The 12,817-nt window shown below is 39.6% G+C and carries 10 protein-coding genes and 2 riboswitches; of the genes, 9 read left to right on the top strand and 1 reads right to left on the bottom strand.

Annotation, left to right across the window (positions count from 1 at the left end; all coding sequences use genetic code 11):
- The 9 genes from COJ96_RS12010 to ptsG all read left to right on the top strand — a co-directional run.
- Positions 1-351 (top strand): immunity protein YezG family protein (locus COJ96_RS12010; RefSeq protein ID WP_098573467.1); only part of this gene is annotated, 351 nt, incomplete at its 5' end.
- A gap of 181 nt (positions 352-532) precedes the next feature.
- The gene (locus COJ96_RS12005) at positions 533-1,042 is read left to right on the top strand and encodes a DUF6241 domain-containing protein (protein WP_098573457.1); all 510 of its coding nucleotides are present in this window, start codon (positions 533-535) and stop codon (positions 1,040-1,042) included.
- Between the two features lie 218 nt (positions 1,043-1,260).
- Positions 1,261-2,217, top strand: a complete 957-nt coding sequence (locus tag COJ96_RS12000; protein ID WP_180230088.1) for an AAA family ATPase — start codon at positions 1,261-1,263, stop codon at positions 2,215-2,217.
- On the top strand, positions 2,218-3,438 hold the full coding sequence (locus tag COJ96_RS11995; protein WP_098573454.1) for a DUF58 domain-containing protein: 1,221 nt from the start codon (positions 2,218-2,220) through the stop codon (positions 3,436-3,438).
- A complete protein-coding gene (locus tag COJ96_RS11990) occupies positions 3,435-5,648 on the top strand; it encodes a transglutaminase TgpA family protein (protein WP_098573450.1) in 2,214 nt (737 codons plus the stop codon). Before COJ96_RS11995 ends, COJ96_RS11990 begins: the two co-directional genes overlap by 4 nt.
- Before the next feature lie 81 nt (positions 5,649-5,729).
- Positions 5,730-5,832: riboswitch (purine riboswitch) on the top strand.
- Positions 5,833-5,980: 148 nt separating this feature from the next.
- Positions 5,981-7,501, top strand: a complete 1,521-nt coding sequence (gene guaA, locus COJ96_RS11985) for a glutamine-hydrolyzing GMP synthase (protein ID WP_098573461.1) — start codon at positions 5,981-5,983, stop codon at positions 7,499-7,501.
- 176 nt (positions 7,502-7,677) lie between these two features.
- Positions 7,678-7,779, top strand: a riboswitch (purine riboswitch).
- 113 nt (positions 7,780-7,892) lie between these two features.
- A complete protein-coding gene (locus COJ96_RS11980) occupies positions 7,893-9,221 on the top strand; it encodes an NCS2 family permease (RefSeq protein WP_098573447.1) in 1,329 nt (442 codons plus the stop codon).
- A gap of 175 nt (positions 9,222-9,396) precedes the next feature.
- Positions 9,397-10,239 (top strand): glucose PTS transporter transcription antiterminator GlcT, encoded by an 843-nt coding sequence (glcT, locus tag COJ96_RS11975; protein ID WP_098573459.1) that lies wholly within the window; start codon positions 9,397-9,399, stop codon positions 10,237-10,239.
- A gap of 188 nt (positions 10,240-10,427) precedes the next feature.
- Entirely contained in the window at positions 10,428-12,494 is a 2,067-nt protein-coding gene (gene ptsG / locus COJ96_RS11970) for a glucose-specific PTS transporter subunit IIBC (RefSeq protein ID WP_098573444.1), read from the top strand.
- Positions 12,495-12,607: 113 nt separating this feature from the next.
- On the opposite strand, the gene COJ96_RS29005 is transcribed toward ptsG, so the two are convergent.
- The coding region (locus COJ96_RS29005) for a hypothetical protein (protein ID WP_218936510.1) at positions 12,608-12,817 on the bottom strand (210 nt) is incomplete at its 5' end.

Here is a 12,817-nt window from a genome sequence, read left to right as displayed (position 1 = left end):
AACTTTCTTGACAAACACCGTCATTATAGTGTGAAAATCCCATTTAACTATGCTATTAATAAAGAAGAATTTAAAAAGAATAAAAGAAAGCTGTTTGCATTGAGCGATGAATTGAGAAATATTTTTAAAGAAAATCAGCAGGAACTTTGGTATTCATTTACGTTATCTCTTGAGAGTAATGGGAAATTTAAGATGCATTATGATTATACAAATTGGTTTAATACAGAATATAGTTTTAGTGACCAAATGATTATTTGGAAAAATAAGTACTTAGGAGAAGTACCTGATGATGAACATGATAAAAAGTTAATCGATAAATATTATAATGAATTTCCAGATAATCCAATTTAAGAGAAGGAATGTAACGATAAGTCTACTCTTTTTATAGAGTAGGCTTTTTTATGATAGATTACCATTTTTCAAGAGGTTTTAAAGGGAAATATAGGGGAAATGTGGAATTATTAAATCTAAGCCTATCTTGGAGGTGCGGAGGGATGCTCCAAACCTCTCATTTTGAGGAGCAGGGGAAACGATGAAAAAAATACCTAAAAAAATATGGATACCAGTTATACTTGCGTGTGTTTTGATAGGGGGTTATTTATATTTTGATAAGGAAAATGTCTCTGTTAGCGTAGGAACTGCACCGAAGGGTGAAAAGGTAGTTCAAGTCCATGAACAAACTAAAAAGGTTGAACGTGGATTTCCGTTTAGCATGAGTGAAAACGATGTTCAGCAAGCCATACATAATATGTCACACCAAAAGGTATTAGCTGACAAAAAGTGGGGCGCACTGCCTTTAACGCCTGAGCGGGTGAAAAGATTACTACAAGTGGTCGAAGCCAATAAAAAAGAATATGAGAATGCTGATGTTTATTTAACTATATTAAAATCTTGGGATAAAGGCAATTTCGATTACGTGGTTATGAATCACAATGCCATTTGGGAGCTGCAGGGCGGCACGGTTGGAAAAGCCAACGGCAAAGCTTCACCTGAGGAAGAAATGGAGTTTATTCAGGAGAATTATGATGTAAAACAGAAGTGAAATTCATGATATAACCTGCCCAATCTTAAAATTGTTTAGTCTGCTTCATTTGCTGAAGGAGGCTTTTTTGCTTAGAGAAACATTTTTTAGTATCTCCGTCTAATTTTTAACTAGTTTTGAATATTGTTCGTCTGCTATAAAGGAATATTTTAGGAATCTATAGAATACATAAATGGAATGGCCCAAAATAGGTATAACCCGTCCGAGGAGGAGTCACCTTGTCTGTTGATCAAAAGAATCCCACGATAGAAAAGATACTAGTAAACATAGAAAAGGTTATGATTGGAAAAAGGGACGTTGCTGAACTTAGCTTGGTTGCCCTTTTAGCTGGGGGCCATGTCCTCTTAGAAGACGTACCAGGTGTTGGGAAGACGATGATGGTCCGTGCGTTGGCCAAGTCAGTGAATGCCAATTTCCGTAGAATTCAATTCACTCCGGATCTTCTGCCATCCGATGTAACCGGAGTCTCTATATATAATCCAAAAGAAATGGAATTTCAATTTCGCCCCGGCCCGTTAATGGGGAATATCATACTTGCCGATGAGATTAACCGGACCTCCCCGAAAACCCAGTCTGCCCTTTTAGAAGGGATGGAGGAAGCAAGTGTCACCATTGATGGTGTGACCCATCAACTGAACAAGCCATTCTTTGTTATGGCGACGCAAAATCCGATTGAATACGAAGGGACCTATCCGCTTCCCGAGGCCCAATTGGACCGTTTTTTATTAAAAATGAGAATGGGTTATCCAGACTTACAAGAGGAAATGGAAGTGTTGAACAGAGCACAAAAGGTCCCGCCGATTGAGGAGTTAACTCCTGTTATTGACCTTGAAGGCCTTCTTGATTTACAAAAAGAAATCAAAGATGTGTTTGTTGATGATACGATGAAGCGTTATATCGTTGATATCGTTAACCGCACAAGGGGCCACGGCAGTGTCTACCTTGGGGCTAGTCCAAGGGGTTCAATTGCCTTGATGAAAGCAGCACAGGCTTATGCGTACATGTATGGCCGCGATTATGTTCTCCCAGATGATATTCAATGTTTAGCAGGATTTGTCTTATCCCACCGGATTATTTTAAAGTCGGAGGCAAAATTTGAAGGGATTTCGGCTGAAGATTTAGTGAACCAGGTGGTTGCCAGAGTACCGGTTCCAGTTCAAAGGTTAGTGAAATAAATGAAAAAAACAAGGATGATATTGAAAAAAGTTTGGAAGTTTATTCTGCTGCTTTTTTTGATTTTATTAGCTTTCTCCTATGCCATGTTTCAAGGAGGATTTGTAAGTTGGTTTTTATTTTATAGCTTTCTTCCCTTTGCCATTTATGGTGTGGCCATCTTTTTTTACTCCTTAAACGAACTTGAAGTAACAAGAATATTGCCAAAAACAGATTTTAATGCCGGAGAGCCTTTAAAGGTAATTGTTACAGTAAAAAGAGCAAAATCATTTCCGCTTTTTTATTTATTAATTGAGGATCAGTTAGATGAAGCGTTGAAATTTGCTCCTCAGCAAAAGAGAGCGAAAGCCCTGCTTCTTCCGGGCTTAAAAAAGGAATTTTCCTATGAATATATCATTGATGAGCTGCCGCGCGGAGAACATTTTTTCGAATCTTTTACTTTAAGAATTGGAGATCCGCTTGGATTATTTGAAAAGGAAAAAAAGGCTTCCAAGGAGGGCAAGATCATTGTCTATCCGGCGTATTCAGAGCTATTATACCGGTCTTTTGAAAATCATTATGATTCGGGTCTGACGGCTTCAAGGGAACGTGTCCAGCGCGATACATCCATGGCGACTGGGGTGAGGGATTACCAGCCGGGTGATCGCTTTTCGTGGATCAACTGGAAAGCATCCGCCAAACGAAATATCCTCATGACAAAGGAATTCGAACAGCGGCAATCACATGATGTCTTTGTGGTCATGGACTGTGTACCCACGAAGCAGTTTGAGCCAGTTGTCTCCTTTACAGCCTCGTTATTGCGGGCTATTTTGAAAAAGGGTGCCCAGACCAGTCTGTTAACAATGAGCAACGAGCGAGCCTCTTTCCCGATTCGCGGCGGAGAACAGCATCTCCAGCAGCTTTTTTTTCATCTGGCAAAAATAGAGGCGAAATGTACCTTACCATTTGAAAAGGTGTTAGATACCGATGGCCTTCTCATCCAGCAAACGGTTTCGTTTATGCTAATCACTGCACAAATTACGAAACCACTGATTGAAAAAGCAAGCTTCTTAGGTCAGCGAAAGGGAGGAACAATTACGCTTTTTCTAATTAAAGGGGAGAAAGAAGCGCCGATGGATGAGGAACGCTCACTGATGGCAATTGCCAATGCCCGTGGAGTACGGGTTGTCTTGGTTCAGGAAGGCGAATTCACGGCAGCCTTTTCGGAGGTGAACTTCCGTTGATCAAAAGAGATTTCTCATCCTTTTTGTTATATGCCTTTAGTTTTTTATTATTAAGTGAATGGCTGCGTCCGATTGAACAATTAACAGAAACCAATCATATTGAGATGTTTTTTATCTTTATCGTGATTTCATTTGCTGTATCTTACTTTCATTTGAAATGGATTTGGAACTATAGTTTCAAAACGATCTTTATTTTCTTTGCCATTAACCAGCTTCATTATGAAGAAGGGTTTTTTGATTCAACGTGGTTTACGGCCTTCTTTAAAGATATCTTTGATAACCTTCGTGTGCTTGCAGCAAGGAACTGGAATGACTTATCCAATGAGTTCAGGACATTGTTATTCTTTATCTTGCTGTGGCTAATGGTTTACTTAATCAATTATTGGATCTTAAACCGAAAGAGAATCTTTATATTTTTCTTTATGACCTTAGTCTATATTACGGTTTTAGATACATTTACACCGTATGTTGCTAAATATGCCATTGTCAGAACGGTGGTGGCTGGTTTTGCAGTAATGGGTATGCTGACATACTTCCGAATTATTCAAAAAGAAAATGTCAGCGCTGAACCTACGTTTCTGCGCAGGTGGATGGTGCCGTTGGCGGTTATGATTTCCTTAAGTGTGTTAGTTGGCATCGCTGCACCGAAAGCTGCGCCGATTTGGCCGGACCCAGTTCCATATCTAACAGCCAATAACGATAAGGTTCCTGAAGACAAGGCCAGAAGTGTCAATCGTATCGGTTATGGAACCAATGATGCGGAGCTAGGCGGTCCTTTTATAGGGGATAACAACCGAGTCTTTCAGTATGAAGGGAACGGAAAAAATTATTGGAAGATGGAAACGAAGGACGTGTATACAGGAAAAGGCTGGCTGGCCTCTGGCACCACACCTATTTCATTCCGTCAGGAAGACCTTGTGCCTGTCTTTTCGGTGCCTGACACCGTAGAGACCATTATAGAGACTTCGCGGGTGGTGACAAGTCCAGATTATCATTTCAATTTTCTTATGTATCCAGCCGGAATTAGCAAAGTGTTAAAGCTGCTTCCAGAGGGCAGTCAATATGAAATCGATACGACGAATGAGCGAATCAGCCTATTAGCTAATGACAATGTCCCTGCTGTACCGCAGGCCTTTACTGTTGAATATAAAAAACCAAAGTATAAAGCTTCAGACTTAGTCCAAACAACGAGCTATGACCCAACTATCATCAACGAGAAATTTTATCAAAAATATACACTCCTGCCGGAGAATCTTCCGCCACGAGTGAAAGAATTAGCAGCAGAGATTACGGCCACAAAAACCAATTGGTTTGATAAAGCAAAAGCGATCGAAAGTTATTTTGGAAAATCTGCGTTCACTTATGACCAGAAAAATGTCGCGGTGCCTGACACCGAAGATGACTATGTGGATCAATTTTTGTTTGAGACAAAAAGGGGTTATTGTGACAATTTCTCCTCTTCGATGGCGGTGATGCTGAGAATACTCGGGATTCCAACGCGCTGGGTAAAAGGGTTCACAGGCGGAGATTTCCTCCGATATAGTGATGAGACTTCAGGGACTCAAGTGTATGAGGTAACAAATAATAATGCCCATTCTTGGGTTGAGGTCTATTTTCCGAACCAAGGCTGGGTTCCATTTGAGCCAACCAAGGGCTTTTCAAATGAAATTATCATCAATTACGAAACGAATGGCCCAACATCATCCAATAATCAAGAAGCCAGTCCAGCTCCAGTGAAGAAGCCTCAGCAGAAAGAGATTAAGGATCCTAATAAAGCAAATGATTCGAAATCTTTCTTTGATGTTAAAAGGGTCTGGGAAGAGACCCAATTGTTTGTGAAAAACAATTGGAAGCGGATGGTTTTCATAATCATAATAGTGGCTGCAGTAGTTGGTATTCTTTACCGCAGTCGCGGTAAGTGGTTTCCATATGGACTGTTAGTCATTTACCGATTTAAGAAAAAGGACGAAAACATCAGTGCTGCCTACTTAGCTTTGTTGGAACAGTTTGAACGCTACGGATTAAAGCGGAAGGAAAACCAAACCCTACGAAACTATGCCCGTTACATTGATTCCTTCTTTTCGACAAGAGAAATGTCAAAACTAACGGCTATTTATGAAAATTATCTGTATCATCAGCAATTGCCAAAGGGCACTTGGAAAGAATCGCATGAATTATGGGAAAATTTAATCAAAAAGACAATTGCTTGACCGGAAAAACCACCTATTGTTACAATATGTACTAATTCATGTTTAGCGCAAGCACCTGCCTAAAAAGATGCTTGTACTATTCAAAATATAGTACGATTCCTTCATATATCCTCGAAAATTTGGTTCGAGAGTCTCTACCGGGTCACCGTATAATGACCTGACTATGAAGGCAGGATTTTTCTGTGGTCTTTTTACGAGAAAACTAGAATTCTGCCTTCCTGATATTTTTTGGAGGGGAGAATTCTAGTTTTTTTTATATCCTTTGCTGTAAAGGTTCATAATAACTATAACTTGAGAAAATTGAGGTGGATGCTTTGCCAGGCAAGAATGAGATGATTATTGTATTAGATTTTGGAAGTCAATATAACCAGTTAATAACCCGCAGGATCCGTGAATTCGGGGTATACAGTGAATTACATCCGCATACGATTACAGCTGAAGAAATCCGCAAGTTAAACCCAAAAGGGATTATTTTCTCCGGCGGGCCAAATAGTGTTTACGATGAAAATTCTTTCCGCTGTGATGAAGCCATTTTTGAAATGGGTCTGCCGATCCTTGGTATTTGCTACGGGATGCAATTAATGACCGTCCATTTTAATGGGAAAGTTGAAAAAGCGAAAGAACGTGAATACGGAAAAGCAACGATGACAGTACAGAATCCATCAGCGTTATTTGCCGGACTGCCAAATGAGCAAACCGTGTGGATGAGTCACGGTGATCTTGTTGTCGAAGCTCCTGCAGGTTTTACTGTTGATGGCACAAATCCAACCTGTCCAATTTCAGCAATGAGTAATGAAGAGCAAAAACTTTATGCTGTTCAGTTCCACCCGGAAGTACGTCATTCCGTTTATGGGAATGAGTTGCTAAGAAATTTTGTTTTTAACGTGTGTGAGTGCACTGGCGATTGGTCAATGGGTAACTTCATTGAAATGGAAATGGCAAAGATTCGTGAGCAGGTTGGCGATAAAAAAGTTCTTTGTGCTTTAAGCGGCGGGGTGGATTCATCCGTTGTTGCTGTGCTGATTCATAAGGCAATCGGTGATCAACTTACTTGTATTTTTGTCGATCATGGCTTGCTTCGGAAAAATGAGGCTGACAGCGTGATGAAGACTTTTTCAGAAGGCTTCCACATGAATGTTATCAAAATTGATGCCAAAGACCGTTTCTTATCGAAGTTAGAAGGTGTTTCTGACCCTGAGAAAAAACGAAAAATTATTGGTAATGAATTTATTTATGTATTTGACGATGAAGCGACAAAACTGGAAGGTATTGAGTTCTTGGCCCAAGGTACGCTTTATACCGATATTATTGAAAGTGGTACGGCGACTGCACAAACCATTAAGTCCCATCACAATGTAGGCGGATTACCGGAAGATATGCAATTTAAACTAATCGAACCGCTAAACACCTTATTTAAGGATGAAGTCCGGGCACTTGGAACTGAGCTGGGCATTCCGGATGATATCGTCTGGAGACAGCCATTCCCTGGACCAGGTCTTGGCATTCGTGTGCTTGGGGCCATTTCAGAGGATAAACTGGAGATTGTTCGTGAATCGGATTGGATTCTTCGCGAGGAAATTAAAAAGGCCGGTCTCGACCGAGAAATTTGGCAATATTTCACTGTACTACCGGACATTCGCAGCGTCGGTGTAATGGGGGATGCAAGAACATACGATTACACGATTGGAATTCGTGCTGTGACCTCCATTGATGGAATGACGTCCGATTGGGCAAGGATCCCTTGGGATGTCTTAGAAGTCATTTCAACAAGAATTGTTAACGAAGTGGCGCATGTCAACCGGGTGGTTTACGATATTACAAGTAAGCCGCCAGCAACGATTGAGTGGGAATAAGAAAAGCAAAGAACTGGAACCGATTATTGGTTCCAGTTCTTATTTATTTATGGAAAAAGCGACTAATTATATCAGGAACATCCATATTCACGAACGATGTTAAAATTTATTTTAATATCGTTCGTATTTTTGTTTACAAGAGGTTTCTTTCCTGCTAAAATAAAAAACGTGTTAAGAGAAGGTAATAATAATTGCATCGTATAATCTTGGGGATATGGCCCAAAAGTTTCTACCGAGCCACCGTAAATGGCTTGACTACGAGGCAGTGTTTAATATAAGAGGTATGTTTTCTTTTCCTCTATTTATTGCACTTGCCTTACGTCAGCTCCGGTAGAATAAACCGGAGCTTTTTTGCATAAACAATAAAGAAAGAACCTTAGGGGGCAAAAGAATGCATAAGTATTTTGAATTTGAGAAACATGGGACAAATTATCGCCGTGAGTTTATTGGGGGACTAACGACCTTCTTAGCAATGGCTTATATACTAGTTGTTAATCCATTAACATTATCATTAGCATCCATAAAGGACTATCCTGATGCCTTAAGAATGGACTATGGTGCAGTATTTGTGGCAACAGCTCTTGCATCTGCACTAGGATCAATTGTCATGGGACTCCTTGGGAAGTATCCGCTGGCATTAGCTCCAGGAATGGGCTTGAATGCGTTCTTTGCTTATACGGTGGTATTAGGGAGCGGAATTCCTTGGCAGCACGCCCTTGGAGCAGTTCTTATCTCAGGTGTATTTTTCTTCTTATTGACTCTTACTGGCCTGCGCGAAAAAATCATTAACGCGATTCCAGTTGATTTAAAACATGCTGTTGGTGCAGGGATTGGCTTGTTCATTACTTTTATTGGATTACAAAATGCTGGGATTGTAGTCAATAATGATGCAACACTAGTTGGATTAGGCGATTTGACAGCCGGGCCTACACTACTTGCTATTTTTGGTATCGTCGTAACAGTAATTATGATGACTAGAGGTATTAACGGAGCCGTATTTTATGGTATGGTCATCACAGTAATCGTAGGAATGATCTTTAACTTAATTGATATGCCGACTAAAGTAGTTGATTCTGTTCCAAGCTTATCACCGACGTTTGGTGCAGCATTCTCTTCGTTCGGAGATAGCTCTTTTTATACAACAGCCATGCTTGGAATTGTTCTTACCTTCTTGTTTGTTGACTTCTTTGACAATGCAGGTACCCTTGTTGCAGTAGCAAACCAAGCGGGAATTATGAAAGACAATAAGCTGCCTCGAGCTGGACGCGCGCTAATTTCGGATTCGATTGCAACAACTGTTGGTGCTGTATTAGGTACCTCAACTACAACATCTTACATCGAGTCCTCTGCAGGGGTTGCCTCTGGTGCTAGAACTGGATTTGCAGCCTTAGTAACAGCTGGATTCTTTATCTTATCGCTGTTCTTCTTTCCGTTATTATCAGTGGTTACTGCACCTGTAACAGCACCTGCGTTAATTATTGTTGGGGTGTTAATGGTATCTTCACTAGGGAAAATTGATTGGCAGCGTTTTGAAATTGCTGTTCCAGCCTTCTTAACGATGATTGCTATGCCGCTGACATACAGCATTGCAACAGGTATTGCAGTGGGCTTTATCTTTTACCCAATCACAATGATGATCAAGGGTCGTACAAAAGAAATTCACCCAGTTATGTACTTTTTCTTTGTAATCTTTGTTCTATATTTTATTTTCTTAAAATAATAATAAAGGGAACTGTGGGCACACCACAGTTCCTTTTATTTTGTCAAAAATTATCGTTCGAATAATTTACCAACTAGTATGACATAATGTTGTCGAACTTTGTCGTTGACTTCCTGTTTTCTGTCTTTTATTCTGTAATTACAAAGGTAAAATGGGAGAAATGGGGAAAAAGGGAATGGCGCAGCTGAAAATTGAAAAGGTTTTAAATAATAATGTATTGATTGCTGAACACCCTTCCTATGGTGAAGTAGTTTTGATTGGTAAGGGGATCGGCTTTAATCGCAAACATGGTGATTTAATTGAGAAGGACTCTGCTGAAAAGCTCTTTGTCTTAAAAAATGAAAAGGAGCAACAAAATTATCTTAAATTGCTCCCTTTTATTGATAACGATTTCTTAGAGGTGATCATCGCATCGATTGAGTTAATCAAGCAACGAACAAATTCGATGTTAAATGAACATATTCATGTTGCCTTAACTGATCATTTAATGTTTGCCTTAACACGGGCTTCCCAGGGGATGGAAATGAAAAATCCCTTCTTAGTGGAGACAAAGGCGCTATATCGTCATGAGTATGAAGTGGCTAAAGAAGTTGTCCAACTTATTAAGGATAACACTGGGATTAGCTTTCCAATCGGTGAGGTTGGCTTTATCGCCTTGCATATTCACAGTGCAATAACCAATAAAGACCTATCTGATGTAAACCAACATTCCCAACTTGTCAGCAGACTGGTCGATATGGTTGAAGAACAGTTGGAGCTAGTAATAGATAAAGAAGGAATCGATTATATGAGACTTGTTCGCCATCTCCGTTTTGCGATTGAACGAGTTGTAAACGGTGAAAAAGTGGATGAGCCAGAAAAAATTTCTTCCCTATTGAAAGATGAATATCCTATATGCTATAATCTTTCATGGAAGCTCATAAAAGTGATGCAACAAACCTTAAAATTAAAAGTCTTTGATGCAGAAGCAGTATATCTAACGATGCATTTACAACGACTTCAAAAAAAATATAAATAGCACTTATTCTTTTACGTGTTACTGATTCGATCAGGCATGAGTAAAAAGTATAATTGAACTCAAGTTATTGGGGTAATCTATACCCATAGCTTTATTCAATTGGACCTTTACTCATGCCTTTTTTGTTGTTACTTCTAACAATTATGTAACCGCTTTATGAGCTAAACAAAAAATAGGAGGGACTTTATATGTTTAAAAATGCTTTTGGTGTTTTACAGAAAGTCGGTAAAGCATTAATGTTACCAGTTGCGATTCTGCCAGCTGCTGGGATCTTACTGGCAATTGGTAATGCGCTTCAAAACCCAACACTAATTGACATCGCCCCATTCTTAGATAATAGCGGGATTGCGATGGTTGCAAGGATTATGGAACAAGCTGGTAGTGTCATATTCGGAAACCTATCATTATTATTTGCTGTTGGGGTTGCGATTGGACTAGCAGGGGGAGAAGGTGTAGCAGGGCTTGCTGCGATTGTCGGTTTCCTTATTATGAATGCAACAATGGGAACTGCATTGGGCATTGATGCAGATGCACTTGCGAAGCATCCTCAAAGTTATGCTTCTGTACTAGGAATACCTACACTGCAAACGGGTGTTTTCGGAGGTATCATCGTCGGTCTAATTGCCGCTTATATGTATAATAAATTCTTTGAAATTGAATTACCATCATATCTAGGTTTCTTTGCTGGTAAGCGTTTCGTTCCGATTGTAACTGCTGCAAGTACTGTTCTTTTAGGATTGTTAATGATCCTTATCTGGCCGCCAATTCAATCAGGCTTAAATGCGTTCTCTACGAATATGGTTGATGCGAACAAAACGATTGCTGCCTTTATCTTTGGGGTGATTGAACGTTCATTAATTCCATTTGGATTGCATCATATTTTCTATGCGCCATTCTGGTATGAATTTGGAAGCTATACAAACGCTGCGGGTGACCTTGTTCGTGGTGACCAACGTATTTTCATGGAACAAATTAAAGATGGTGTTCAAAATTTAACTGCAGGTACGTTCACAACAGGTAAATACCCATTCATGATGTTTGGACTTCCTGCTGCTGCATTAGCGATTTATCATGAAGCTCGTCCAGAAAAGAAAGCGTTTGTGGGAGGCTTAATGGCTTCTGCGGCGTTAACTTCTTTCCTTACTGGTATTACCGAACCAATTGAATTCTCGTTCTTATTTGTTGCGCCAGTATTATTTGGTATCCACGCAATCTTCGCCGGATTATCATTTATGACTATGCACTTGTTGAATGTAAAAATCGGGATGACCTTCTCAGGTGGACTAATTGACTATATTTTATTTGGATTAATCAACCCGCAAACAAATGCTTGGATCGTTATTCCAGTAGGTCTTGTCTTTGCGGTTATTTATTACTTCGGTTTCCGTTTTGCGATTCGCAAGTTTGATTTAAAAACTCCAGGTCGTGAACTTGAGGAAGAAGAAGATCAAGCGACAACAGGAAAATCAGGTTCAGGTGATTTAGCAGCTAATATTTTAGATGCGATGGGTGGAAAAGATAATATTGCTCATTTAGATGCGTGTATTACACGTCTTCGTGTATCGGTTAATGATATTAAAAATGTGGACAAAGCTGAATTGAAAAAACTTGGTGCAGCTGGAGTCTTAGAAGTAGGAAATAACATTCAAGCAATTTTCGGACCACGTTCTGAAACCATAAAGGGTCAAATGAAAGATATTATGTCCGGTAAGAGACCTCGTACCACTTCTGTTGATACAGCGGAAAAAAGTCCGGAACAAAGTAATGTGAATTCAGATGCAATTCAAAAAGCACGTGAGAATGAAGTGTTTGCAGCACCGCTTAAAGGGGAAATAAAGCCAATTACTGAAGTGCCTGATCAGGTGTTTGCTGGAAAAATGATGGGCGATGGCTTTGCGATTGTACCAGCTGAAGGAACGGTTGTTTCACCGGTAAATGGAAAAATCGTCAACCTATTCCCAACTAAACATGCCATTGGTATTTTATCTGATACAGGGCGAGAAATCCTGATTCATGTTGGTATTGATACTGTTAATTTAAAAGGTCAAGGTTTTGAGACGTTAGTTTCTGAAGATGACATCATTGAACAGGGTCAGCCGTTACTAAAAGTTGATTTAAATTACATTAAAGAACATGCAACATCTACAATAACTCCGATTGTTTTCACGAACTTAGCCGAAGGTGAAAAAGTTGTACTGAATAACCAAGGTCAAGTGGAATTGAAGCAAGAAGGAATCGTTAAGATTACGAAGTAAAAGGAAGCTGGCCCTGTTAACTGGGCCGGCTTTTCTACTTATATTATAGAAGAAAGTCGGTAATGGAAAAATAATTCTAGGATTTTTGTTGACGCGGCATAGGCATGGTGGTATTATATTAAAGCAGTCGTTAATGACAAGTTAACAACTTGTTGGCGTTTAAAATATTGATAAAAAACATTGACAACGATTCGCTGAAATGATATAGTAATAAAGTTGCTTCTAACGGAGTAATGAGCTTGTTCTTTGAAAACTAAACAAACAAAATCGTGCAAACAAACAATAAATTTTAGTTTCTCATAAGAAACTAAGCCAACGTAACA

This window comes from Bacillus sp. AFS073361 (genome assembly GCF_002567005.1).
Taxonomy (GTDB): domain Bacteria; phylum Bacillota; class Bacilli; order Bacillales; family Cytobacillaceae; genus Neobacillus.
This window is presented reverse-complemented; position numbering and strand designations above follow the sequence as displayed.